Here is a 25,375-nt window from a genome sequence, read left to right as displayed (position 1 = left end):
GTTCAGAGCCGCATTCTAACGTGCTCGTGCCCAATTGACCAGTTATGCCTTGTTATGTTCCCGCATAATTCGGCCTTTCTGGCGATTCCAGTCGCGGTCCTTCTCGGTGGCGCGCTTGTCATGGATCTTCTTGCCCGTCACCAGCGCCAGCTCGCACTTCACCTTGTTGCGCTTCCAGTACAGCTTGAGCGGTACACAGGTGTGGCCCTTGTCCTGCGTGACCGAAAAGATCTTGGCGATCTCCTTGCGGTGCAACAGCAGTTTCCGGGTGCGGGTGGGGTCGGCTATTTCATGGGTGCTGGCCGTGTTCAGTGGCGTGATATGGCTGCCCAGCAGGTATGCTTCGCCGTTGCGAATCAAAATATAGGTGTCGGTGAGCTGCGCTTTTCCGGCGCGCATGCTTTTGACTTCCCAGCCTGCCAGTGCCAGGCCCGCTTCGAAGGTTTCGTCGATATGGTACTCAAACCGCGCCTTCTTGTTCTGGGCTATCACGCTGCTGCCGGGGCCCTTGCTGTTACCTTTCTTAGTGGCCATGGAACCTCATCGTTGATCTGTCGTTCGCACCCCCTTCGTTATGCGGGGAGGCGTGATACCATTCAAGGTCTGTAACTATGTTTCCCATGATACGCTTTGGGCACTGTGAAGTCAGCGGAGAGGTCAATGCCAACCGTCAATCGTACCGCTTTGGTGCGCCATACCCCCCAGCAAATGTTCGATCTGGTCAATGACTTCGAACGCTATCCCGAGTTCCTGCCGGGATGCCGCCGCGCGCGTCTGCTGAAAAAGGACGATCAGCACCTGGTCGGAGAAATGACTCTGGGTCGTGCGGGGGTCGAGCAAACCATCACTACGCGCAACGACCTGCACGCACCAGAGCGGATCGAGCTTTCGCTGGTCAAAGGGCCCTTCAAGCAGCTCAAAGGCCGCTGGCTGTTCATCCCCATGGGGGATGATGCTTGCAAGGTCAGTCTGGAAATGGAGTTCGTTTTCGCCAATCGGTTGCTGAGCATGGCGTTTGGCAAGTTATTCCAGCAGATTGCCGGGCAACTGGTCGATGCCTTCACCAAGCGCGCCAACGAACTGTATGGCCGTTGATGACATTGCTGTCGAGGTAGCCTTCGCGCTGCCTCACAAGCAGCGTATCGTCGCGCTGAAGGTACCCAGCGGCACCACTGCCAGAGCAGCCGTTGCCATGGCCGACCTGCCCAGCCTGTTTCAGGAACTGCCCGCCAAGACCTTCGAGCAGGCGCCGCTGGGCATCTTCGGCAAGGCGTTGCGCCACCCCGATAAGGAGCCGCTGCGCGAAGGCGACCGGGTAGAAGTCTACCGGCCGCTGCAGATCGACCCCAAAGCGGCCCGCCTGGAGCGGGCCAAACGTCAGGCCAGCGGCCAGTGACCGCTATTGGCTGATGGGCACCGGCTGCGGTTCTGGCGCGGTCTCAGGGGTGGGAGCCTGTTGGGTCGGCAGCGTTCTGTCCATGGGCTCGGTGCCCTCTACGGCAGGGCCCATGCCACGGTCGGAGCTGATCGGCAGGTCGCCGGACAGATCACCTTGCTGCTCGACGTTCACCAAGCGGCCTGAATTATCGAACGTGAGCGTGACGCGGCGCTGTTCGACACCCCCGTATGCCTTGTCCAGGCGGTACACGTAGTCCCACTGGCGGGCGTCGAAGGGCGCTTCCAGCAGCGGCCTGCCCATCACGTAGGTAACCTGTTCCTGGGTCATGCCCGGCTGGAGCTGGCTGACCATCTCTTGGGTGACCAGGTTGCCCTGGGGGATGTCGCGCTTGTACACGCCGACGTAACTGCAGCCGCTAACGACGGTCAGGGCAACGGAAAGAGTAATGATACGAGTCAATTTTTGCATTTGAGCCTGTTCTTCACTATCGTGGTTTCGGTCGATGATACCCGACCTAACCTGTTACTGCGAAGAGCAACCATGGCCGATCAGAACCATGAACTACGCAAAGCCGGGCTGAAAGTGACCCTGCCGCGCGTCAAGATCCTGCAGATTCTCGAAAATGCTTCGGGCCAACACCACCTTAGCGCAGAAGAAGTGTATAAAACACTGATTGATGCGGGCGAGGATGTTGGTCTGGCGACCGTCTACCGCGTGCTGACTCAGTTCGAGTCGGCAGGCCTTGTGATTCGTCACAATTTCGACGGTGGCCATGCGGTCTTCGAGATGACCCAAGAAGACCACCATGACCACATGGTGTGTCTGGAAAGCGGTGAAATCATCGAGTTCGTCGATGACATCATCGAGCGTCGCCAGCAAGAGATCGCCGAAGAGCACGGCTACGAGCTAGTGGACCACGCTCTGGTGCTGTACGTACGCCCCCGTGGGTCGGACGTCACGCGCCAGGACAGTGGCCCCACGAACCGCAAGTAGTCCGCTGCCACATGAAAACGCCCTTGGGGTGCCAGAGCAGTTCATCTGGCGCCTCAGGGGCGTTTTTGTAGGTCGCGTGATGGCCGAGCGCTGCCTTCGCCCGGCGAAGGGCAAAGGCTTGGCGTGGGTTTGGTTGAGTTTGGTTGAGCTTAGTGAGGAGGGCGCTGGCTGGCGTGCAGCATCTCGCGGGCATGGGCCAGGGTCTGGTCGGAAAGCGTAACCCCGCCCAGCATGCGGGCCAGCTCGCTGATGCGGCCTCGCTCGTCCAGTAGTGCCATGTGGGTCAAGGTGGTATCGCGTTTGGCGCGTTTTTCGATATGCAGATGCTGATGCGCCTGGGCGGCCACCTGCGGCAGGTGGGTCACGGTCATCACCTGGCCGTTTTCGCCCAGCTTGCGCAGCAGCTGGCCGACGATTTCGGCCGTCGCACCGGAAATACCCACGTCCACTTCATCGAAGACCAGGCTGGGAATGGTGGAGTGCGAGGCCGCCACGACCTGAATGGCCAAACTGATACGCGACAGTTCACCGCCGGATGCCACTTTCGCCAGCGGGCGCGCAGGCTGGCCAGGGTTGGCACTGATCAGGAACTGTACGTGATCCAACCCTTCTGGGGTGGGTGTGTCGCGAGGGGTAACGTCGACATCGAAACGCGCCTTGCCCATGGCCAGAAAGGCCAGCTGCTGCTGAACTTCCTTGCCCAGCCGTACCGCCGCTTTTTGGCGAGCGTCACTGAGCAGCTTGGCATCGCTGCGGTAGCGCTCGCGGTAGTCGGCCACCTGGCTGCTTAGGGCCTCCAGGTCATCATCGCTGGCTTCCAGCTGGGCCACTTCCTGGCGTAGCTGGGCATGCAGAGCGCAGATTTCCTCCGGGGCGACATGGTGCTTGCGCGCAATGCGGTGCACGTCGCCCATGCGCTCCTCGACCCAGGCCAAGCGCTCGGGGTCCAGTTCGGTGGTGCTGGCCAGACGCTGAAGCTCGCTGGCGGCTTCTTCTACCTGAATGCGCGCATCGCTGAGCATGGCCAGGGTGTTGGCCAGCGTACCCTTGTCGCTGCCGGGCAGGGCGCTCAAGTGTGCGTAGGCCTGATTCAGCAACGACAGCGCACCGCCCTCATCGCTTTCACAGCAGTCGGCGGCAAACTGGGTTTCTCGCAGGGTCTCTTCCGCGTGGGCCAGCGTGTGCTGCTCTTCTTCCAGGGTTTGCAGTTCGCCTTCGGCGAGGCCCAGCTGGTCGAGCTCTTCCACCTGATAGCGCAACAGCTGGCGCTTGGCCTCTACCTCGCTGCCCTCTTCACTGAGCTTTTTCAACCGACGACGGGCATTGCGCCATTCACGGTAAGTCTCGGCCAGCTGCTGGCTGCGCTCGCGAAGCCCGGCGTAGTCATCCAGCAGCGCCAAGTGGGTTTCTTCGCGCATGAGCGCCTGGTGGGCGTGCTGGCCATGGATTTGAATCAGCTGTTCGCCCAGCGATTTCAGGTCGGCAATGGTGGCCGGGTGGCCGTTGATCCATGCTTTGGAGCGCCCGCTGGCGGTAACGACGCGGCGTAACAGGCACTCGTCGGTAGGCAGTTCCCGGGCCTGCAGCCACTCGATGGCGGCAGGCAGGTGTTGAATGTCGAAGCGGGCGGAAAGGTCGGTGCGCTCGCAGCCGTGGCGCACGCTGCCTGCGTCGGCACGCTCGCCCAGGCAGAGCCCCAGCGCGCCCAGCAAGATGGATTTACCCGCCCCGGTTTCCCCCGTGATAGCGGTCATGCCACGGCTGAGGTCGAGTTCAAGGCGGTCAACAATCGCGTAATCCTGGATCGCTAGCTGTGTCAGCATGAGGCCTCCTGAGGCGGTGCATCCCGAATGCTGGATGCTTATCCAATAATTGTTGTTTTATACAGTAGTCGATAACTCACTTCAATGCCCCTCTTGAGATGGCTTTGATGGCCCCCATATAGCTTTTATCCGTGGTCTAAATCCCGCGAATCAACTCAGGTGGCCGCCAACGGCACCGCTACGTATTTCAGGAGCAAGGCATGGCTAAAGAACCGCAAACCCCGTTGGATGAAGAGCTGGCGCGTCAGGAGCAGGAAGCCGAAGTCACGGAGCAAACGGCAGAAGAGCGCCTGGTAGAAGGCGAGCTGGAAGGGCTGATCGAAGACGAAGCAGTGCTCGATGGCAGCGTAGGCAACCCTGAAGCCGACGTGCTGGCCGCCCAGGTAGAAGAGCTGGAGCAGAGCCTGGCCCAGGCCAAGGACCAGGCCCTGCGCGCCGCCGCTGAAGCACAGAACGTGCGCCGTCGCGCCGAGCAAGAGGCCGAAAAGGCGCGCAAGTTTGCGCTGGAGAAGTTCGTCAAGGAACTGCTGCCCGTCGTGGACAGCCTGGAGAAAGCCCTGGAAAGCATGCAGGAAGACGCTTCCGACGTGCATCGTGAAGGCGTCTCCATGACTCTGAAGATGCAGCTGGGCGTGCTGGCCAAGTTTGGCGTCGAAAGCATCGAGCCTCAGGGCGAACCCTTCGACCCGCAGATGCATGAAGCCATGGCCATGGTGCCCAATCCCGAGCTGGAGCCCAACACGGTAATGGACGTCATGCAGAAGGGCTACTCCCTGAATGGCCGTCTGGTGCGTCCCGCGATGGTGGTGGTCAGCCAGAAAGCCGGTTGATGGGATGACGCATTGCAGAAAAAAAGCCCTTGAAATGCGCCAGGCGGCCCCCAAATAAAGGGCAACTCGCGAGAATGCTCGCAAACGCCTTAAACAGTTTTGACGGCGTAAACCACTAGTTTTTTGTTTCAACCGAATTCGAGGTTTTTGCTATGGGACGCATTATTGGTATCGACCTGGGCACCACTAACTCTTGTGTAGCCGTGCTCGATGGTGACAGCGCTAAAGTCATTGAAAACGCCGAAGGCGGTCGTACCACGCCTTCCATCATTGCCTACACCGATGACGGCGAAACGCTGGTAGGTCAGGCGGCCAAGCGTCAGGCCGTGACCAACCCGGAAAACACCCTTTACGCCATCAAGCGTCTGATCGGTCGTCGTTTCAAGGACGACGTCGTTCAAAAAGACATCAAGATGGTGCCGTACAAGATTGCCGAAGCCGACAACGGTGACGCGTGGGTAGAAGTCAAAGGCAAGAAGATGGCTCCCCCGCAGGTCAGCGCCGAAGTGCTGAAGAAGATGAAGAAGACCGCCGAAGACTACCTCGGCGAGCCGGTGACCGAAGCGGTCATCACCGTTCCGGCCTACTTCAACGACAGCCAGCGTCAGGCCACCAAAGATGCGGGCCGTATTGCCGGTCTGGACGTCAAGCGCATCATCAACGAGCCGACTGCCGCAGCGCTTGCCTACGGCATGGACAAGTCTCGTGGTGACAAGACCATCGCGGTCTACGACCTGGGCGGCGGTACCTTCGATATCTCCATCATCGAAGTCGCCGATGTCGATGGTGAAACCCAGTTCGAAGTACTGGCCACCAACGGTGACACCTTCCTGGGCGGTGAAGATTTCGACCTGGCGCTGATCAACTATCTGGTCGACCAGTTCAAAACCGACAGCGGCATCAACCTGTCGGGCGACAACCTGGCCATGCAGCGTCTGAAGGAAGCCGCCGAGAAAGCCAAGATCGAGCTTTCCAGCGCTCAGCAGACCGACGTCAACCTGCCGTACATCACGGCAGACAACACAGGCCCGAAACACCTGAACGTCAAGGTGACCCGCGCCAAGCTGGAGTCGCTGGTAGAAGACCTGGTGCAGCGCTCTCTCGAGCCATGCAAAACGGCTCTGAAAGATGCTGGCCTGTCCGCGTCTGAAATCGACGAAGTGATCCTGGTCGGCGGCCAGACCCGCATGCCGATGGTTCAGAAGAAAGCGGCAGACTTCTTCGGTAAAGAAGCCCGTAAAGACGTCAACCCCGATGAAGCCGTCGCCGTAGGTGCCGCGATTCAGGGTGGCGTACTGGGCGGCGACGTGAAAGACGTTCTGCTGCTGGACGTGACGCCGTTGACCCTGGGTATCGAAACCATGGGTGGCGTCATGACGCCGCTGATCGACAAGAACACCACCATCCCCACCAAGAAGACTCAAACCTTCTCGACGGCGGATGACAACCAGACGGCGGTGACCATTCACGTCGTGCAGGGCGAGCGCAAGCAAGTGTCGCAGAACAAGTCGCTGGGTCGTTTCGACCTCTCCGACATTCCGCCGGCACCGCGTGGCGTACCGCAAATCGAAGTGGCCTTCGATCTGGATGCCAACGGTATCCTGAACGTATCGGCCAAGGACAAGGCGACGGGCAAAGAGCAGTCCATCGTGATCAAGGCGTCCAGCGGCCTGACGGACGAAGAGATCGAGCAGATGGTTCGCGACGCCGAAGCCCACGCCGACGAAGACAAGAAGTTCGAAGCGCTGGTGCAACTGCGCAACCAGGCGGACGGCATGATTCACGCCACTCGCAAGACCGTGCAGGAAGCGGGCGACAAGGCCACCGATGACGAGAAACAAGCCATCGAGACGGCCATCGCCGAACTGGAAGAAGCGGTCAAGACCGATGACCAGGACAACATCCAGAAGAAACTGGATGCGCTGACCGAAGCCTCCGGCCAACTGGCGCAGAAGATGTACGCCGAGCAGGCAGACGCTGCCCAGCAGGCAGGCGCAGAAGGCGCGGAAAGCACCAACGCCAAGCAGGACGACGACGTGGTTGACGCCGAGTACGAAGAAGTCAACGACGAGCAGAAGAAGCAGTAACCCACCTCTTTCTGCCAAGGAAAGCGGTGACGCGGGAGGCAACTCCCGCGTTGCTGTTTCCGCGGCCGAGACGCCAATAGTGCGTAGCTAACCAGGAGGCGTAGGACCCATGTCCAAGCGCGATTATTACGAAGTCCTGGGTGTCGAAAAAGGGGCCGATCAGAAAGAGATCAAAAAGGCCTATCGCCGTCTGGCGCAAAAATTCCACCCTGATCGAAACCCGGACGATAACACCGCAGCGGAAAAATTCCGCGAGGTGTCTGAAGCCTACGAAGTCTTGAGCGACGGCGAAAAGCGCGCCGCCTATGACCAGTTTGGTCATGCCGGTGTGGATGGCCAGGGCGGTGGCTTTGGCGGCGGCGGCTTCGGCGGTGGAGCCGGTGATTTTGGCGACATTTTTGGCGATGTGTTCGGCGACATCTTCGGGGGCGGCGGTGGCCGTCGGCGGGGCCCCAATGCGCCCGCGCGAGGGTCCGACCTGCGCTACAATCTGGAGCTGGACCTCGAAAGCGCCGTGTCCGGTACCACGGTGGATATTCGCGTTCCGCGCCATATCGAATGTGACCGCTGTGACGGTGGCGGTGCCGAGCCAGGCTCCTCCAAGGAAACCTGCCCCACGTGTCACGGCCATGGCCAGGTACGCATGCAGCAGGGCTTCTTTGCGGTTCAGCAGACCTGCCCCACATGCCATGGTAGCGGCCAGCACATCAAAGTGCCGTGCCACAAATGTAATGGCGAAGGGCGTGTACGCGAAACCCGTACTCTCTCGGTGAAAATTCCGCCGGGTGTCGATACCGGTGATCGCATTCGCCTCAATGGCGAAGGCGAAAGCGGCGTGAATGGCGGCCCAGCGGGCGACCTGTACGTACAGGTGTCCATCAAGCCTCACCATATCTTCCGCCGCGATGGCAAACACCTGCAGTGCGACGTGCCGATCAATTTCGTGGACGCCGCGCTGGGAGGCGAGCTGGAAGTGCCGACGCTGGATGGACGCGTGAAGCTGAAGATCCCGCCGGAAACCCAGACCGGCAAGCTCTTCCGCCTGCGCGGCAAGGGCGTGAAGCCCGTTCGTGGCGGCGCCCCCGGCGACCTGCTGTGCAAGGTAGTGCTGGAAACGCCCGTCAACCTCAACGACGAGCAGAAAGACCTGCTTCGCCAGCTGCAAGAGAGCTTCGATGGCAGCAACAGCCACAGCCACTCACCGAAGAAGACCGGCTTCTTCGACAGCGTGAAGAAGTTCTTCGAAGATATGAAACCGTAAAGATGACGGCCTGACGACCAGGGACGCCCCGGCACGGTAACGTGCCGGGGCGTCTTTGTATCTGCCTCTGGCTTCAGAAGCGTTCGCTCTGGCTCTTTTGCATGCCCTGAGCACGCGGTATTTTATTAGCCAGCTAATGGCGGGTTGGGTCAGAATGGCTCAAACGAAGATGTTTGCCGCCAGCCTAACGAAAAAGGAATGTAGCCGGATGACCACGGAGGCCATGGATCGCCCTGGTTTGGGGATCGTGTTGCGGGTGCTGTCGGGGGTGCTGTTCACCGGCATGTTGGTGTGCATCAAGGCCGTCAGTGATGCGGTGCCCGTGGGGCAGTCGGTGTTTTTTCGCTCGCTGTTTGCGTTGCTGCCCATCGTGGTGTTTCTGGTGCTGCGCCATGAGTTTCCGCGCGGGCTGGCGACGCGGCGGCCGTTGGGGCACGCGCTGCGCTCAGGGCTGGGGGCGGCGGCCATGTTTGCTTCGTTTGCCACGGTGGCGCTGCTGCCGGTGGCGGAAACCACACTGCTGGCGCAATTGACGCCGGTCTTCATGGCGTTGGGGGGAGTGCTGCTGCTGGGGGAGCGCTTTTCGTTCTATCGTGCTGGGGCGTTTGGTCTGGCGCTTTGCGGGGTGGGCGTGCTGGTAATGCCCCAGGTGCTGGGGAGTAGTGGGCAGGGCTCGCTGTTGGGGTATGGGCTGGGGGCGCTGAGCGCGCTGCTGACGGCGGGGGCTCTGCTCACGGTACGGCGTATTTCCCGCACGGAAACGGCGGCGTCCATCGCGTTCTATTTTATCGTGGTCTCGGCGCTGGCCGGGCTGCTGACCCTGCCGCTGGGGTGGGCGGCGCTGGATACACGGCAGTTCGGGCTGCTGGTGCTTTCCGGTTTGTTCGGCGGCGCGGCGCATATCGCCATGACGCTGGCGCTGCGTTACGCCGAAGTGTCGCGGCTGGCCCCGTTCGAATACATCGCGCTGGCCTGGCCGGTGCTGGCCGATGCGTGGCTGTTCGGGCTGCCCGTGTCCAGCGGCTTCCTGATGGCCTTGCCCTTTTTGCTGGGCGGCGTGGGCCTGGCCACACTGGAGGGGCGCCGAGGGGCGAAGCGTTGGCAGCGTTAGGCGGCAGCGCTTGCAGGAAAGCGAACGTATCGTTGCAGTAAATTCTCATTGGTCACTTGGCGGTTGGCAGGGCGGGCTTTAGGCTTGGGAGCTGAGCCGTCATCGAACAGGAGTAGGGCGTATGCCGTTATCTCGCGCCGAGATTGCCACCCCGTCTGGGGCAAGATTGATCAACCGGTTGTGCAAGCACTGGGCCCACAAGCTGGAGGTGGAGCAGGGCGAGCAGCATGCCAAAATCGTGTTTGCCAGCGGCACCTGCCTGATGCACGCGGAGCCCGAGCGCCTGGTCGTCTCCATCGAAACCCTCGAAGAAGAGCATCTGGACCAGCTGGAAGGCGTGGTGGAAAGCCATCTGGTGCGCATGGCGAAAGATGAGCCGCTGGAGATCGTCTGGGAGAACTGAGCGCCATCCGCCGTGCTTCCGTCAGCACCGCATCCCGTCAGGTGGTCTGCTATAATCGCGGCCACCTTTTTTGTTTCTCGCTGATGCCGAACGGCACACGCACAGGAGTTCCCATGACCCGAATTGCCATTGTGGGCGTAGCTGGCCGTATGGGCCGCACCTTAGTCAACGCCATAGAACAGGATGCCGGTGCCCAGCTGGCCGGGGGAATCGTCGAGCCGGGCAGTTCGCTGGCGGGGGCGGATATCGGCGAGCTGGCAGGCGTAGGCAAGCGGGGAGTGGTGGCGGTGGACTCGTTGGCGGCCATCGTGGACGACTTCGACGTGCTGATCGACTTCACGGCGCCCAAGGTGACGCTGGCGAACCTGGCGTTTTGTGCCGAGCACGGCAAGCGCATCGTGATCGGTACGACCGGCATGAACGATGACGAGCTGGCCGAGCTGGACAGCTACCGCGACCGCGTAGCGATGGTATTTGCACCCAACATGAGCGTCGGCGTGAACCTGACCCTGAAACTGCTGGAAACGGCGGCCAAGGCGTTGGGCGACGAAGGCTACGACATCGAAGTGATCGAGTCTCACCACCGCCATAAGGTCGATGCGCCGTCCGGAACGGCCATCAAGATGGGCGAAGTGGTGGCGGAGAGCCTGGGGCGCACCTTGAAGGAGCACGGCGTTTTCGAGCGCGTGGGGCAGTGCGGCCCGCGTACCGATAAAGAGATCGGTTTTGCTACCGTGCGGGCAGGCGATATCGTCGGTGAGCACACGGTGATGTTCGCCACCGAAGGCGAGCGCATCGAAATTACCCACAAGGCGTCCAGCCGCATGACCTTCGCCAAAGGGGCCGTGCGGGCGGCACGCTGGGTCTCTGATAAAAATAACGACTGTTATGATATGCAGGATGTGTTGAGTCTTAATTAGTAGCTTACATGAGAGTGAATTATGAAATCTTTGAGTCTTGATGACGTTGCAGATTATGTTTCGGAAAATATTGGGTCATTTCATAAAAAGAGGATTGATCGTCTTGCGCGTCTCAAGCTTAAAGGTGTGTTAAAAAGGAAGAACCCTTATCTTTTTAGAGCAAAAAATGCTCAAACAGCTGAGCAAATTGTGAGGGGGATTTTGGAGGCGCATATTTCATCAAATGAAGAAACCCTGTTTGGTGATTGGCTGGAAGGGTTGGCTATATTTATTAATGGACAGACATACGGTGGCTGGAAATCAGGTATACCTGGTGTGGATCTTGAGTTTGATCATGATGGTCGGCGTTACATTGTTGCAATAAAGTCAGGGCCTAACTGGGCGAATAGTTCACAAATAGGTCAGATGAAGTCAAATTTTAGAACCGCGCAACGAACATTGAGAACTAGCCAGTCTGGTCTTAATATCATTGCTGTTAACGGCTGTTGTTATGGGAGAGATAATAATCCTGATAAGGGTGATTATGTTAAGTATTGTGGCCAGCGATTTTGGGAGTTTATCTCCGGTGATGCTGATTTATATGTTGAGCTGATAGAGCCTCTTGGTCATAAAGCGCGCGAGCGAAATGATGAATTTCAAGAAGCTTATAGTCGAATGGTAAATAAGTTCACGCAAGAATTTATTGCTGATTTTTGTTTGGAAAGTGGTGATATTGACTGGGCGCGGCTAATAAAATTAAATTCCTCTTTGGCGGGGTGATTCATTTTTATGGGGGGCTCCCCCCCCCCCACTTTTTTTCTTCATTGACTAGAATAACGATAGCGTCGTTTCTTGTTGACGCTCAAATGCTTGGCGCCACTCATAGTGAGAAGTCTCACGATATCTTGAAAACTTAAAGTCATCCGGTGGTAATGTTGCCTTATCGTCTAGCAGATTTTTTATTAATATGCCGACGGCGTAACCTAGGCTGGTAGGCACTGCATTGCCAATCTGCTTGTACTGTTGCACCAATGGCCCAGCTATCTGCCAGCTATCGGGAAACTCCTGGACTCGTTTATACTCTTCTATTGATAGAGGCCGATTTTCTTCTGGGTGAGCAAGGTCTGTAGCGGGCATGGCTGGGTGAGTAACGAGTGTCGGAGCAGGTTTGTCCCAACTAAGTCGTCTCAAAAATCCAGTTTTTCCTCCGCCAGAGAAAAATGATTTTCCTAATGCTTCTTTTTGCATGCTAGTGGGTAGTGAGCGCCAATTTTGCCCGGCTTTTATTTGCTGATAATACTTGAGGCGTTTCTCTGGGAAGTTTAAGTGTGTATGGCTCTTTAAGCCAGCAACTGCTTCTCTGAAAGTTTTCCACTTAGGTAATCCGTGGGTTCCTTCATGAGAGTGAGTTGGTTGTAAGAAGGGTGCTGCATTTCCGTCGCGGGAACACACTATAATTACTCTTTCACGTGTTTGAGGTGTGCCAAAGTTAGCAGAATTATAAAGATTGAATGTGCATGCGTAACCGGCTTTTTTTAGCAGGCATAAAATAAAATTGAGGGCGCCGCCTTTCATTTCATCGAGTGATAGATCGGGAAAGCCTGGGCCGCGTTGACTGTGAGGTCGGTGGTCCATAGGGCATGAAAGTAGTCCGCGGACATTCTCAATGACGAGATATCGTGGCTTCAGCTTGATAGCTAAATTGATAAATGTGAGAAAAGCATTGCCACGGTCATCATTAAAAGCTTTCCGCTTTCCTGCAGTGCTGAATGCTTGGCAGGGTGGGCCTCCTATCATTAAGTCGATGCTGCCGATATCTACCTGCGCAGCTTCGGTAATTTGCGATGCTGAGTAAGCGTTGATATCACCAAGCAAGGCGGTGTTAGGACGGTTGAGTAATATTGTTTCGCGGCAGTATTTGTCGAATTCACAAGCCAAACGGATATCAAATCCTGCTTTTTCAATGCCTAAATCAAAGCCCATTGCGCCAGAAAAAAAACTCAGCGCGATAGGCTTGTTAGGGTCGGCTGAAGCATCTATATATGCTGGATGATCCTCTGCGACAGCATGACCTGTTCTAGTTTTATAGCGTGTAACGCTTTCAGAATCGACAGCCCAAGTATTGCCAATTCTTTCTGCCTTGAGTATCTGTTGGCGGCAAAGGCGGCGTGTGTACTGGGGGCTTATACCAAGTATTGTTGCGGCATCGTCGATGCTGATGTGGGTACCCATATCTAGTTTCCTCTTCGAAACCTCTTCGGGTACCTATAGTCACTGTATTATTTTGATGTGTCAACGGGGGTGTTTTTTTCTGGTAAATGCTGTAACATTCCAAAAATTTTGGCCCAGTGGCTGCAAAAAGCAGCACCATATCGGCAGTCAAGCACCAAGCTGTCGAAAGAGCACCGCGCTTGTTGCACTGGTCGTCAAGTGGGAAAAGTAGTCAGCGACATGCTGCGCCATGGCCAACACCGTTATGAAGGCCACGGAAAGAGAACAACAAGCGGGATGAAACCGATTTTTTTATTGTCGGCTTCGTCCCGCTTTTTTACGACCCGACGTTTGTACGCAAACGCCGTAACCGGATCGCCGAGCCTGCGCCCACAGGCTCCCACCAGCATGGGAGAACGTGTTTTGAATAACCCCGCATTGAGCAAACCCGCGATATTGGCCCTGGAAGATGGCAGTGTGTTTCATGGAACGGCCATCGGCGCGGAGGGAATCACGAGCGGTGAGGTGGTGTTCAATACAGCCATGACCGGCTATCAGGAAATTCTCACCGACCCCTCTTATACCCGCCAGATCGTCACTCTGACCTACCCGCATATCGGCAATACCGGCATCAATTCCGAAGACATCGAGTCCGCGTCCATTGCGGCGGCGGGCCTGGTGATTCGCGATCTCCCCCTGCTGGCCAGCAGCTTCCGTTCCGAACAGAGCCTTTCCGATTATCTGGTCAGCCAGAACGTGCTGGGTATTGCCGATATCGACACACGCCGCCTGACGCGCATTCTGCGTGACAAGGGCGCCCAGAACGGGGCGATTCTGGCAGGTGCCGAGGCCGAAGGTGATGATGCCGTCGAGCGTGCGCTGGCGGCGGCGAAGGCGTTTCCGGGCCTGAAGGGCATGGACCTGGCGAAAGAAGTCTCCTGCAAGGAGGCCTATGAGTGGTCGGAAGGCGAGTGGACCCTAGGCGAAGGTTACGCGGATGCCAGCCAGGGTGAGCGCCCCTACCATGTGGTGGCCTTCGATTACGGCGTGAAATTCAACATCCTGCGCATGCTGGCGGCTCGTGGCTGCCGCTTGACGGTGGTGCCTGCGCAAACCCCTGCGGCAGACGTGCTGGCCATGAACCCGGACGGCGTCTTCCTGGCCAACGGCCCCGGCGACCCCGAGCCCTGCGATTATGCCATCAAGGCGATCCAGGAAGTGCTGGAAACCGACACCCCGGTGTTTGGTATCTGCCTGGGCCACCAGCTGCTGGCGCTGGCCTCTGGCGCGAAAACCGTCAAGATGGGCCACGGCCACCACGGCGCCAACCACCCGGTTCAAGACCTGGACACCGGCACGGTGATGATCACCAGCCAGAACCATGGCTTTGCCGCCGATGAAGCCTCCCTGCCCAGCAATGTGCGCGCCACGCACCGTTCGCTTTTCGACGGCACCTTGCAGGGAATCGAGCGCACCGACCGCCCGGCCTTCAGCTTTCAGGGGCACCCGGAAGCCAGCCCCGGCCCGCGCGATGTAGCGCCGCTGTTCGATCGCTTCATCGCGATGATGCAGGCGCGCCGCTAAGTCAGCCGCGCTGCCGCTCATTGCCCAGTTACGTCGCCTCGATGCTCATCGTCACCACTTTTTGCGGGAACCGTTATGCCTAAGCGTACCGATATCAACAGCATTCTCATCATTGGCGCTGGTCCGATCGTCATCGGCCAGGCCTGCGAATTCGACTACTCCGGCGCCCAGGCCTGTAAAGCGCTGCGCGAGGAGGGCTACCGGGTCATTCTGGTGAACTCCAACCCGGCCACCATCATGACCGACCCGGCCATGGCCGATGCCACCTACATCGAGCCGATCACCTGGCAGGCGGTAGAGAAGATCATCGAAGCCGAGCGCCCGGATGTGATTCTGCCCACCATGGGCGGCCAGACGGCGCTGAACTGCGCGCTGGACCTCGACAAGCACGGCGTGCTGGCCAAGTACGGCGTCGAGATGATCGGTGCCAACGCCGATGCCATCAACAAGGCCGAAGACCGCGACCTGTTCGACAAGGCGATGAAGAACATCGGCCTGGAGTGCCCCAAGGCCAAAGTGGCGCACACCATGGACGAGGCCTGGGAGATTCAGGCAGAGCTGGGCTTTCCGACCATCATTCGTCCTTCCTACACCATGGGCGGCTCCGGCGGCGGCGTGGCGTACAACAAGGAAGAGTTCGAAGAGATCTGTACCCGTGGGTTCGAGCTTTCCAACAACCACGAGCTGCTCATCGACGAGTCGCTGCTGGGCTGGAAAGAGTACGAGATGGAAGTGGTGCGTGACCGCAACGACAACTGCATCATCGTCTGCGCCATCGAAAACTTCGACCCCATGGGCGTACACACCGGCGACTCGATTACCGTCGCGCCTGCCCAGACGCTGACCGATAAAGAGTACCAGATCATGCGCGACGCCTCTCTGGCCGTGCTGCGCGAGATCGGCGTGGAAACCGGGGGGTCGAACGTGCAGTTCGGTATGGACCCGAAAACCGGTCGCATGGTGGTGATCGAGATGAATCCGCGGGTGTCGCGTTCCTCGGCGCTGGCGTCCAAGGCTACCGGTTTCCCGATTGCCAAGATCGCTGCCAAGCTGGCGGTGGGCTACACCCTGGACGAGCTGCAGAACGACATCACCGGCGGCCAGACCCCGGCCTCGTTCGAGCCCTCCATCGATTACGTGGTCACCAAGATTCCGCGTTTCACCTTCGAGAAGTTCCCCCAGGCCAACGACCGCCTGACCACCCAGATGAAGTCGGTGGGCGAGGTGATGGCCATTGGCCGTACCTTCCAGGAGTCGCTGCAGAAAGCGCTGCGCGGCATGGAAACCGGCAACGATGGCCTCGACCCGATCATCACCGAGTTCACCGACGAAGCCATGGCCCAGATCAAGGGCGAGCTGCAGGCAGCGGGTGCCGAGCGCATCTTCTTCGTCGCCGACGCCATGCGTGCGGGCATGAGCGTGGATGAGATCTTTGCGCTGACCAACATCGACCGCTGGTTCCTGGTGCAAATGGAAGACCTGATTCTCACCGAAGCCGCCGTGTCCAAGCGCGCCTTGGCAGAGTTCTCGGCGCGTGAGCTGTTCCAGCTCAAGCGCAAGGGCTTCTCCGATGCGCGGCTGGCGAAGCTGCTGGGCGTCTCCGAGAAGGAGTTCCGCAAGACGCGTCAGGCAGCAGGGATTCGTCCTGTCTACAAGCGCGTCGACACCTGTGCCGCCGAGTTTGCCTCCGATACCGCCTACATGTACTCCACCTATGAAGAGGAGTGCGAGGCGGACGTGTCGGATCGCCAGAAGATCATGGTGCTGGGCGGTGGCCCGAACCGTATCGGACAGGGTATCGAGTTCGACTACTGCTGCGTGCACGCCGCCTTCGCCATGCGCGACGACGGCTATGAAACCATCATGGTCAACTGCAACCCGGAAACCGTCTCCACCGACTACGACACCTCCGACCGCCTCTACTTCGAGCCGGTGACGCTGGAAGACGTGCTGGAAATCGCCGACAAGGAGAAGCCGGTGGGCGTCATCGTCCAGTTCGGCGGCCAAACGCCGCTGAAGCTGGCCCGTGAGCTGGAAGCGGCAGGCGTGCCGATCATCGGTACCACGCCGGATGCCATCGACCGCGCCGAAGACCGCGAGCGCTTCCAGGTGATGATCGACAAGCTCGGTCTGAAGCAGCCGCCCAACGCCACGGCCCGCAGCTTCGAAGAAGCCTTCACCAAGGCCGAGAAGATCGGCTACCCGCTGGTCGTGCGTCCCAGCTATGTACTGGGTGGCCGTGCCATGGAGATCGTCTACGACGCCTCCGAGCTCGAAAACTACATGACCAACGCGGTCAAGGTCTCCAACGACTCGCCGGTACTGCTGGATCACTTCCTCAGCGCGGCAGTGGAAGTGGACATCGACGCGGTCTCCGATGGTCATCAGGTGGTCATCGGCGGCATCATGCAGCACGTCGAGCAGGCAGGCGTTCACTCTGGCGACTCTGCCTGTGCGCTGCCACCCTACTCGCTGCCCGCCGACGTGCAGGACGAGATGCGCGCACAGGTCAAGAAAATGGCCGTCGAGCTGGGCGTGAAAGGCCTGATGAACGTGCAGCTGGCCTGGCAGGATGGCGAGATCTACGTGATCGAGGTCAACCCGCGTGCTTCGCGTACCGTGCCTTTCGTTTCCAAGTGCATCGGCACCTCGCTGGCGCAGATTGCCGCCCGCTGCATGGCAGGCAAGACCCTGGCGGAGCAGGGCTTCGAGCGTGAAATCGTGCCGCACTTCTATAGCGTCAAGGAAGCCGTTTTCCCGTTCAACAAGTTCCAGGGCGTGGACCCGATCCTCTCGCCGGAAATGAAGTCCACCGGTGAAGTCATGGGCTCGGGCGATACCTTCGCCGAAGCCTTCTTCAAGGCGCAGCTGGGCGCGGGTGAGGCGATTCCGGCGCTGGAAGGCGACCGCAAGGCGTTCCTGTCGGTACGCGAGCCGGACAAGCAGGGGATTATCGAAGTGGCTCGTTCTCTGCTAACATTGGGCTTCACGCTATGTGCAACACGCGGTACCGCTGCGGCCCTCGAAGCCGCCGGGCTGCCCGTGGAGCACGTCAATAAAGTCAATGAAGGCCGTCCCCATATCGTCGATCTGCTGAAGAACGACGAAATCGCCTACATCGTGAATACCACCGAAGGTCGTCAGGCAATCAACGACTCTTCGATCATTCGCCGTACTGCTCTCGCGCGCAAGGTGCCCTATGCGACCACCTTGGCGGGCGCTAATGCTGTTTGCATGGCGCTGGAGTACGGTAGGGAGATTACGGTGCGGCGCCTTCAGGATCTGCACGCAGGAGCAACGCAATGAACAAGGTCCCGATGACGGTTGCGGGAGAGAAGAGCCTTCGCGATGAGCTCAACCATCTGAAGAGCGAAGCTCGCCCTCAGGTGATTGCCGCCATCGCCGAAGCGCGTGAGCACGGCGATCTCAAGGAGAACGCCGAGTACCACGCTGCGCGCGAACAGCAAGGCTTCATCGAAGGCCGTATTCAGGAAATCGAGAGCAAACTCTCCGGTGCCCAGGTGATCGACGTCACCAAGCTGCCGAAAACCGGCAAGGTGATCTTTGGCGTCACCGTGTCACTGCTGAACCTGGACAGCGACGCCAGCGTGACGTACCGCATCGTGGGTGAAGACGAAGCGGACATCAAGGCCGGGCGCATTTCCGTGACATCGCCCATTGCCCGCGCGCTGATCGGCAAGGAAGAGGGCGACGTGGTGGTGGTGAAAACCCCCGGTGGCGACGTGGAGTACGAAATCGAGAGCGTCGAGCACCTCTGATCACGTTCCGCTAGCGCCATGAAAAAGGCCCGGTGCAGTTTCCTGCATCGGGCCTTTTCGTCTGGCGCTGTTTTATGGTGGGCGCCAGATCCGCTCAGCCAAGCGTCCGCTCAGCCAAACGGTCCTGCGTCAGTGCCGCCCGTGGTGGTTCTCGAAGCGGGTCACGTTGGAGAGCTTGGGGTTGGCCTTGGGGTTGCGACGGTACAGCAGCGCCATCTTGCCGATGGTTTGTACCAGCTCGGCCTTGCTGTCAGCCAGCAGCTCGTTGATCATCGCGGCGCGATCATCCCGCTCGGGCAGGGCGAGCTTCACTTTGATCAGCTCGTGGTCGTTGAGCGCGCGGCTGAGTTCTGCGAGCAGGTTTTCGGAGACGCCGTTCTCAGAAACGGTGACCACGGGGTTCAAATGGTGGCCAATGCTACGAAATGCTTTCTTTTGTGCCTGTGACAAGCTCATGGTATCTTGCGGTATCCCGGTTAGCGCTTAACGTTCCATCTTACGGTGAAATGCCGTCAAGTGAAAGCAATCCCGTCAATGCGCCCATCTCTTATTCCAGCGTCAGATGCCCCTATGCAGCAAAAGCCTCCAAGCCGTAAACATTCAGTGAGTAAAACCAGCAACAACTGGAAGAAAGAACATTTCGACGACCAGTACGTGAAACAGAGCTGGCAGGATGGCTATCGCTCCCGGGCAAGCTACAAGCTGCTGGAGCTGGATGAGAAGGACAAGCTGTTTCGCAATGGCATGACGGTGATCGACCTGGGTGCAGCGCCTGGCGGGTGGAGTCAGATCGCCGCCGAGAAGGTTGGCCCGGAAGGTGTCGTGATCGCCTCCGACATTCTGGAGATGGACGCCCTGGCAGGGGTCGACTTCATTCAGGGCGACTTTACCGAAGAATGTGTACTCAATGCGATTCTCGAGCGGTTGGGAAATCGACCGGTAGACCTTGTTATGTCCGACATGGCCCCCAATATGAGTGGTATGGCCGCCATCGACCAGCCACAGGCCATGTACCTTGTCGAGCTTGCTCTGGAGCTGGCGCGTGAAACGCTCTCGCCCAAGGGGCGTTTTCTGGTCAAAGTGTTTCAGGGGGAGGGCTTCGACACCTATTTGAAGGAGCTGCGCGGCAGCTTTCAGCGCGTAGTGACCCGTAAGCCGGATGCTTCACGGGCCCGTTCACGAGAAGTCTATTTTCTGGCCGAAGGCTTTCGCGGTTAGCAAGTGACCGCGTGCATGGCCACGATAGCGACGATTTATCACCACGATTGCCAGACAGGCAGGCGTAAGGTGTGTCACATTATGCACATTGGACGAGCGTGACACAGATGGCCCAGGGCGTTATGCGCTTTGGCAATGGTTGAACGTTAAACTCTAGTGTAAGGTCTGAGTACTAACGGTTAACTGACGGATTCTTGTAATGAGGGTAGCCCCTTGAACGATATGGCGAAGAACCTGATTCTGTGGTTGGTCATCGCGGCCGTTCTGCTGACAGTGTTCAACAATTTCAGTACGGAAAGCGCGCCGCAAAGCACCAACTACTCCCAGTTTGTGCAGCAGGTGCAAAATCAGCAGATCCGCAGCGTCACCATCGATGGGTATACCATCACCGGTGAGCGGACCGATGGTTCGCAGTTCCAGACCATCCGCCCTGCCGCAGAAGATCCCAAGCTGATCGACGACCTGCTGAGCAACAATGTCACGGTGGTCGGCAAGGAGCCTGAACAGCAAAGCATCTGGACGCGGCTGCTGATTGCCAGTTTCCCGATCCTGTTGATCCTGGCGATCTTCATGTTCTTCATGCGCCAGATGCAAGGCGGTGCCGGTGGTGGCAAGGGTGGCCCGATGAGCTTCGGCAAGTCGAAGGCCAAGCTGCTCTCGCAAGACCAGATCAAGACCACCTTTGCTGACGTGGCGGGCTGTGACGAGGCCAAGGAAGAGGTGGAAGAGCTGGTCGACTTCCTGCGCGACCCAACCAAATTCCAGCGTCTGGGGGGCACCATTCCCCGTGGCGTGCTGATGGTCGGTCCTCCCGGTACCGGTAAGACGCTGCTGGCCAAGTCCATTGCCGGTGAGGCCAAGGTACCGTTCTTCTCCATCTCGGGTTCCGACTTCGTCGAGATGTTCGTGGGCGTGGGTGCGTCCCGCGTGCGCGACATGTTCGAGCAGGCCAAGAAGCAGGCGCCCTGCATCATCTTCATCGACGAGATCGATGCCGTGGGTCGCTCGCGCGGCACCGGCATGGGTGGCGGTAACGATGAACGCGAGCAGACGCTGAACCAGCTGCTGGTCGAAATGGACGGTTTCGAAGCCAACGAAGGCATCATCGTGATTGCGGCCACCAACCGTCCGGACGTACTCGACCCCGCGCTGCTGCGCCCAGGCCGCTTCGACCGTCAGGTAACCGTGGGCTTGCCGGATATCCGTGGCCGTGAGCATATCCTGGGCGTTCACCTGCGCAAGGTGCCGCTGGCCGATGACGTGAAGCCGCAGCTGATTGCCCGTGGTACGCCTGGCTTCTCCGGTGCCGACCTGGCCAACCTGGTGAACGAGGCTGCCCTGTTTGCGGCGCGTCGTAACAAGCGCCTGGTAGGCATGGAAGAGCTTGAGCTGGCCAAGGACAAGATCATGATGGGCGCCGAGCGCAAATCCATGGTCATGACCGATAAAGAGAAGCTCAATACCGCTTACCACGAGGCAGGTCACGCGATCATTGGTCTGGTCATGCCCGAGCACGACCCGGTCTACAAGGTCACGATTATTCCCCGTGGCCGCGCTCTGGGTGTGACGATGTTCCTGCCGGAAGAGGATCGTTACAGCCTGTCGCGCCAGCAGATCATCAGCCAGCTCTGCTCACTGTTCGGTGGTCGTATTGCCGAAGAGATGACGCTGGGGCCCAACGGTGTCACCACGGGTGCTTCCAACGACATCAAGCGCGCCACGGAGCTGGCCCATAACATGGTGGCCAAGTGGGGGCTTTCGGACGAAATGGGTCCGATCATGTACGACGAGGACGAGTCTCACCAGTTCCTCGGTGGCCCGGGCCAGGGTGGCGGCAAGCTGAAGTCCGGCGAAACCACCACGCGCCTCGATAAGGAAGTGCGCAAGATCATCGACTCGTGCTACGAGCAGGCGCGCCAGATTTTGCATGACAACCGCGACAAGCTGGATGCCATGGCCGAAGCGTTGATGAAGTACGAGACCATCGATGCGCAGCAGCTGAAGGACATCATGGAAGGGCGTGACCCTCGCCCGCCGGAAGGCTGGGGTGACGGTGACTCTTCGGGTGGCGGCTCTCCAGTAGGTGGCGACAAGCCGGAAGCGAAACCAGAAGAGCCTGAAGCTTCCTCGGAAGGCGGTAGCGAAGAAGACGATGACGAGCCGCGTCGTCGCCCTTCGGACCCGCTGGGTGGGTCGGCGGGCTCGTGAGCCAGGCCATCACGCCAACCAGCAAAGGCGCCCCAGCGGGGCGCCTTTTTGTTATCCTGTGGCCAATGACAGTGAATTTTTTGGATTTCAGGCGGCAAGATGAACCCGATCGTTGACCCTATCTCGGCTCCGCACGTCCCGGCAGATGCGTTTCACCTGCGCTGTGGTCGCCATTCGCTCGATCTCTCGTTTCCACGGGTGATGGGCATATTGAACGTTACTCCGGACTCGTTTTCCGACGGTGGGCAGCATGTGGCCCTCGATGATGCGCTGCGCCATGCCGAGCGCATGCTGGCGGAAGGCGCGGCGATGATCGATGTGGGGGGAGAGTCGACCCGCCCAGGTGCCACGCCGGTCACCGAACAGCAGGAGCTGGACCGGGTGGCTCCGGTGGTGGAGGCACTGGTGCGTGAGCTGGATGCGCTGGTGTCGGTGGACACCAGCAGCGCCCTGGTCATGCGCGAGGTGAGCGCGCTGGGAGCGGGCATGATCAACGATGTACGTGCCCTGGAGCGCGATGGCGCTCTGATGGCGGCGGCCAGCAGTGGCCTGCCGGTATGTCTGATGCATCGCCAGGGTGAGCCGCAGGACATGCAGCACTCGCCTGGCTACGATGTGCCGGTGGAGCAGGCCGTGGCGGCCTACCTGGCGGAGCGGATCGCGGCCTGCGAAGCGGTGGGGCTGCGTCGTCATCGGCTGCTGCTGGACCCCGGTTTTGGCTTTGGCAAAACCGTCGAGCATAACCTGCAGCTGTTGAAGCACATGGCCTCGCTGAACGAGCTGGGCTTGCCGCTGCTGGTGGGCATGTCGCGCAAGAGCATGATTGGTAAGGTGCTGGGCCGTCCTGTGGAAGAGCGCCTGGCGGGAGGGCTGGCGCTAGCTGCCATGGCGGTGGAGCGCGGAGCCAAAGTGATTCGGGTGCACGATGTAGGGCCCACGGTGGATGCCGTGAATATGGCCTGGGCCGTGCTGCAAGAAGGCTGTGAGCCGCTCGTGAAGAAGGAGTCTTGACATGACGCGTCGTTATTTTGGTACCGATGGTATTCGTGGCACGGTAGGACAGGCGCCGATTACGGCTGATTTCATGCTCAAACTGGGTTGGGCCGCCGGGCAGGTGTTGCGTCGCGAAAAGGGCCGCACCCGGGTGTTGATCGGCAAGGACACGCGTATTTCCGGCTATATGTTCGAGTCGGCGCTGGAGGCGGGGCTGTCTGCCGCCGGGGTGGACGTGTCGCTGCTGGGGCCGATGCCCACGCCGGGTATTGCCTACCTGACGCGCACTTTCCGGGCGGATGCCGGGATCGTCATTTCGGCCTCGCACAACCCCTTCGATGACAACGGCATCAAGTTTTTCTCTGCCGAAGGTAAGAAGTTGCCCGATGAGATCGAAGACCGTATCGAAGCCATGCTGGAAGCGCCGCTGACCACGGCCGAGGCCGCGCAGCTGGGCAAGGCGACGCGTATCGACGATGCAGCGGGCCGCTATATCGAGTTCTGTAAATCCACGCTGCCGGACAGGCTAAGCCTGCATGGCCTGAAAGTGGTGCTGGATTGCGCCCATGGGGCCACTTACCATATCGCCCCCAGCGTATTCCGCGAGCTGGGGGCCGATGTCAGCGTGATTGGGGCGTCCCCCGACGGATTGAATATCAACCAACAGGTGGGGTCCACCCATCCCGCTGCGCTACGTGCCGCGGTCATTCAGCAAGGGGCCGACCTGGGCGTAGCCTTCGATGGCGACGGCGACCGCGTGCTGCTGGTGGATGCCGACGGCCGGGAAGTAGATGGCGATGACATCCTTTACCTGATCGCCCGTGACCGTTTCGAGCGTGGCCTGCTGGAAGGTGGCGTGGTGGGCACCCTGATGAGCAATTTTGGGCTGGCCATGGCGCTGGAGCGGCTGGGTATTCCCTTTCAGCGCGCCAAAGTGGGCGACCGCTTCGTCATGGAGATGATGGCTGCCAACGGTTGGGAGCTGGGGGGCGAGGCTTCGGGGCATATCGTGTGTGGTCATGTGCAGAGCACCGGCGACGGCATCGTGTCCGCGCTGCAGGTGCTGGCCTTGATGGTTCGCGAGCAGAAGCCGCTGCCTGCCCTGCTCAAGGGGCTCGAAAAAGTCCCTCAGTCGCTGGTCAACGTGCGGCTACCGGCAGGCTCCGATGCCCGCCAGGTAATGGCAGCGCCGCCCTTGCAGGACGCCGTGGCGGCGCTGGAAACCGAGCTGGGCGATCAGGGGCGCGTGCTGCTGCGCGCCTCGGGGACGGAGCCACTGATTCGGGTCATGGTGGAAGGCCGTGCCCATCTGGATGTCGACCGTCTGGCGAATCGGCTGGCACAGCAGGTGCAGGCGCTGCTGGGTGACGACGCCGGCAAATAACGCAGGACTCGTCACAGCGGTTGTCTTGACAAGGCGGCTCCTATACCATTTCGCTCCACCTGGATTGAGGATCACCCATGCGCACGCCCTTGATTGCCGGTAACTGGAAAATGAACGGTTCGGCGGCATTGATCGAGTCGTTTGGTAAAACGTTTGCCTCCGCCACGCTGCCGAAAGGTGTCGAGGTGGTCATTATTCCGCCTTTTCCGTACCTGGACATGGCGCGTCATGCCTTTGGTGATACGCCTTTGGCGCTGGGCGCGCAAACGCTCAATCCTCAGCATTCCGGCGCCCACACCGGTGAAGTCAGTGGACGCATGCTCAAGGAGTTTGGCGTTGGCTACGTGCTGGTGGGCCACTCCGAGCGTCGCCAGCTCTATCGTGAAAGCGACGAGCAGGTATTCAACCGGTTGGTAGCCGCGCTGGATGTCGGCTTGACGCCGATTCTGTGTGTCGGCGAGACCCTCGAGGAGCGTGATGCCGGCCAGACCATGGACGTCGTCTTGCGCCAGGTAGGCTACGTCATGGCGCGGCTGGAGCCAGAGCAGCGTCGTCAGGTGGTGATTGCCTACGAGCCTGTCTGGGCCATCGGCACCGGGCGCACGGCCTCGCCGGAGCAGGCACAAGAAGTGATGGCAGGTATTCGTGCCTACCAGGCAGGGTTCGATGCGTCGCTGGCCGAGCAGTTGAAGCTGCTTTACGGCGGCAGCATGAATGCAAGTAATGCGGCAGAGCTGCTTGCTCAGCCGGATATCGACGGCGGTTTGGTGGGCGGTGCCTCGCTTAAAACCGACGATTTCTACGCCATTTGTCAGTCAGCAGGATAACGCCATGCAAGTTGCAATTCTTATGGTTCATGTGGTGATTGCGGTCGCCCTGGTAGTACTCATCCTGCTTCAGCAGGGTAAAGGCGCTGAAGCGGGGGCTGCCTTCGGTGGCGGCGCATCGCAAACGGTGTTTGGTTCGCGGGGTAGCGGTAACTTCCTTTCTCGCACCACGGGTGTGCTGGCGGCGGGCTTTTTCGTCACCTCCATGGCGCTGGCGTACTTTGCTACCCAGGCAGGCCAGGCACCGGAAGCGGGCATTCCCGACGCACGCCTGATCGAGCAGCAGCGCAGCATTCCTACGCTTGACGACAGCCCTGCAAGTATGGATAATACCGCGCCAGTGCTTGAGGAAAGCGGAGAGTAAT

The 25,375-nt window shown here is 59.5% G+C and carries 24 protein-coding genes; 19 read left to right on the top strand and 5 right to left on the bottom strand.

The window, feature by feature from the left end:
* Positions 1-42 precede the first annotated feature (42 nt).
* Entirely contained in the window at positions 43-534 is a 492-nt protein-coding gene (smpB, locus tag FEU76_RS16065) for an SsrA-binding protein SmpB (RefSeq protein WP_039181437.1), read from the bottom strand.
* Between the two features lie 126 nt (positions 535-660).
* Between smpB and FEU76_RS16060 the strand changes: the two genes are divergently transcribed.
* Positions 661-1,095 carry a type II toxin-antitoxin system RatA family toxin gene (locus FEU76_RS16060; RefSeq protein WP_144984300.1) on the top strand — a complete coding sequence of 145 codons (435 nt, stop codon included), beginning with the start codon at positions 661-663 and terminating at the stop codon, positions 1,093-1,095.
* Positions 1,085-1,396, top strand: coding sequence for an RnfH family protein (locus FEU76_RS16055; protein WP_144984297.1), 312 nt, complete (start codon positions 1,085-1,087; stop codon positions 1,394-1,396). Before FEU76_RS16060 ends, FEU76_RS16055 begins: the two co-directional genes overlap by 11 nt.
* Positions 1,397-1,399: 3 nt before the next feature.
* Here FEU76_RS16055 and FEU76_RS16050 read toward each other — a convergent pair whose 3' ends face one another.
* Positions 1,400-1,867, bottom strand: coding sequence for an outer membrane protein assembly factor BamE (locus tag FEU76_RS16050; protein ID WP_039181432.1), 468 nt, complete (start codon positions 1,865-1,867; stop codon positions 1,400-1,402).
* A gap of 72 nt (positions 1,868-1,939) precedes the next feature.
* Here FEU76_RS16050 and fur point away from each other — a divergent pair, with 72 nt between their 5' ends.
* Entirely contained in the window at positions 1,940-2,392 is a 453-nt protein-coding gene (gene fur, locus FEU76_RS16045) for a ferric iron uptake transcriptional regulator (protein WP_016915905.1), read from the top strand.
* Between the two features lie 149 nt (positions 2,393-2,541).
* Here the strand turns inward: fur and recN are convergent, their stop codons facing one another.
* Positions 2,542-4,215, bottom strand: a complete 1,674-nt coding sequence (recN, locus tag FEU76_RS16040) for a DNA repair protein RecN (protein ID WP_039181427.1) — start codon at positions 4,213-4,215, stop codon at positions 2,542-2,544.
* Positions 4,216-4,415: 200 nt separating this feature from the next.
* On the opposite strand from recN, the gene grpE reads away from it, so the two are divergent.
* From grpE to FEU76_RS16005, 7 genes are all read left to right on the top strand, one after another.
* Positions 4,416-5,045, top strand: coding sequence for a nucleotide exchange factor GrpE (grpE, locus tag FEU76_RS16035; RefSeq protein WP_144984294.1), 630 nt, complete (start codon positions 4,416-4,418; stop codon positions 5,043-5,045).
* Between the two features lie 152 nt (positions 5,046-5,197).
* Positions 5,198-7,132 (top strand): molecular chaperone DnaK, encoded by a 1,935-nt coding sequence (gene dnaK / locus FEU76_RS16030; RefSeq protein WP_096921580.1) that lies wholly within the window; start codon positions 5,198-5,200, stop codon positions 7,130-7,132.
* Positions 7,133-7,241: 109 nt separating this feature from the next.
* Positions 7,242-8,393, top strand: coding sequence for a molecular chaperone DnaJ (dnaJ, locus tag FEU76_RS16025; protein WP_144984291.1), 1,152 nt, complete (start codon positions 7,242-7,244; stop codon positions 8,391-8,393).
* A 208-nt stretch (positions 8,394-8,601) separates the two neighbouring features.
* Positions 8,602-9,504 carry a DMT family transporter gene (locus FEU76_RS16020; protein WP_096921579.1) on the top strand — a complete coding sequence of 301 codons (903 nt, stop codon included), beginning with the start codon at positions 8,602-8,604 and terminating at the stop codon, positions 9,502-9,504.
* Between the two features lie 121 nt (positions 9,505-9,625).
* Positions 9,626-9,907, top strand: coding sequence for a DUF2218 domain-containing protein (locus tag FEU76_RS16015; protein WP_096921578.1), 282 nt, complete (start codon positions 9,626-9,628; stop codon positions 9,905-9,907).
* Between the two features lie 113 nt (positions 9,908-10,020).
* Positions 10,021-10,827, top strand: a complete 807-nt coding sequence (gene dapB / locus FEU76_RS16010) for a 4-hydroxy-tetrahydrodipicolinate reductase (RefSeq protein WP_144984288.1) — start codon at positions 10,021-10,023, stop codon at positions 10,825-10,827.
* A gap of 21 nt (positions 10,828-10,848) precedes the next feature.
* Positions 10,849-11,586: a PmeII family type II restriction endonuclease gene (locus tag FEU76_RS16005; RefSeq protein ID WP_144984285.1), complete on the top strand. Its 738-nt coding sequence runs from the start codon at positions 10,849-10,851 to the stop codon at positions 11,584-11,586.
* A gap of 48 nt (positions 11,587-11,634) precedes the next feature.
* On the opposite strand, the gene FEU76_RS16000 is transcribed toward FEU76_RS16005, so the two are convergent.
* A complete protein-coding gene (locus FEU76_RS16000; RefSeq protein ID WP_144984282.1) occupies positions 11,635-13,038 on the bottom strand; it encodes a DNA cytosine methyltransferase in 1,404 nt (467 codons plus the stop codon).
* Between the two features lie 417 nt (positions 13,039-13,455).
* Between FEU76_RS16000 and carA the strand changes: the two genes are divergently transcribed.
* The 3 genes from carA to greA all read left to right on the top strand — a co-directional run bounded on the left by carA (position 13,456) and on the right by greA (position 18,380).
* Positions 13,456-14,601 (top strand): glutamine-hydrolyzing carbamoyl-phosphate synthase small subunit, encoded by a 1,146-nt coding sequence (gene carA / locus FEU76_RS15995; RefSeq protein WP_026001950.1) that lies wholly within the window; start codon positions 13,456-13,458, stop codon positions 14,599-14,601.
* Positions 14,602-14,676: 75 nt separating this feature from the next.
* Positions 14,677-17,907 (top strand): carbamoyl-phosphate synthase large subunit, encoded by a 3,231-nt coding sequence (carB, locus tag FEU76_RS15990; protein WP_144984279.1) that lies wholly within the window; start codon positions 14,677-14,679, stop codon positions 17,905-17,907.
* The gene (gene greA, locus FEU76_RS15985; protein ID WP_039181387.1) at positions 17,904-18,380 is read left to right on the top strand and encodes a transcription elongation factor GreA; all 477 of its coding nucleotides are present in this window, start codon (positions 17,904-17,906) and stop codon (positions 18,378-18,380) included. Before carB ends, greA begins: the two co-directional genes overlap by 4 nt.
* Positions 18,381-18,509: 129 nt before the next feature.
* On the opposite strand, the gene yhbY is transcribed toward greA, so the two are convergent.
* Positions 18,510-18,836 carry a ribosome assembly RNA-binding protein YhbY gene (gene yhbY / locus FEU76_RS15980; RefSeq protein WP_016915916.1) on the bottom strand — a complete coding sequence of 109 codons (327 nt, stop codon included), beginning with the start codon at positions 18,834-18,836 and terminating at the stop codon, positions 18,510-18,512.
* Positions 18,837-18,950: 114 nt separating this feature from the next.
* Between yhbY and rlmE the strand changes: the two genes are divergently transcribed.
* From rlmE to secG, 6 genes are all read left to right on the top strand, one after another.
* Positions 18,951-19,598: a 23S rRNA (uridine(2552)-2'-O)-methyltransferase RlmE gene (gene rlmE, locus FEU76_RS15975; protein ID WP_144984276.1), complete on the top strand. Its 648-nt coding sequence runs from the start codon at positions 18,951-18,953 to the stop codon at positions 19,596-19,598.
* A gap of 213 nt (positions 19,599-19,811) precedes the next feature.
* Entirely contained in the window at positions 19,812-21,806 is a 1,995-nt protein-coding gene (gene ftsH, locus FEU76_RS15970) for an ATP-dependent zinc metalloprotease FtsH (protein WP_144984273.1), read from the top strand.
* Positions 21,807-21,905: 99 nt separating this feature from the next.
* The gene (gene folP / locus FEU76_RS15965) at positions 21,906-22,817 is read left to right on the top strand and encodes a dihydropteroate synthase (protein ID WP_144984270.1); all 912 of its coding nucleotides are present in this window, start codon (positions 21,906-21,908) and stop codon (positions 22,815-22,817) included.
* 1 nt (position 22,818) lies between these two features.
* Positions 22,819-24,183 (top strand): phosphoglucosamine mutase, encoded by a 1,365-nt coding sequence (glmM, locus tag FEU76_RS15960; RefSeq protein WP_039181377.1) that lies wholly within the window; start codon positions 22,819-22,821, stop codon positions 24,181-24,183.
* 77 nt (positions 24,184-24,260) lie between these two features.
* Entirely contained in the window at positions 24,261-25,010 is a 750-nt protein-coding gene (tpiA, locus tag FEU76_RS15955) for a triose-phosphate isomerase (RefSeq protein WP_039181373.1), read from the top strand.
* Positions 25,011-25,014: 4 nt separating this feature from the next.
* Positions 25,015-25,374 (top strand): preprotein translocase subunit SecG, encoded by a 360-nt coding sequence (gene secG / locus FEU76_RS15950; RefSeq protein WP_016915922.1) that lies wholly within the window; start codon positions 25,015-25,017, stop codon positions 25,372-25,374.
* Position 25,375 lies beyond the last annotated feature (1 nt).

Origin of the sequence: Halomonas sp. C22, from assembly GCF_007655045.1 — a bacterium.
GTDB classification, from domain to species: Bacteria; Pseudomonadota; Gammaproteobacteria; order Pseudomonadales; family Halomonadaceae; genus Vreelandella; species Vreelandella hamiltonii.
The sequence above is the reverse complement of the archived record's forward strand: the minus strand, read 5'-3'. Positions and strand labels throughout refer to the sequence as shown.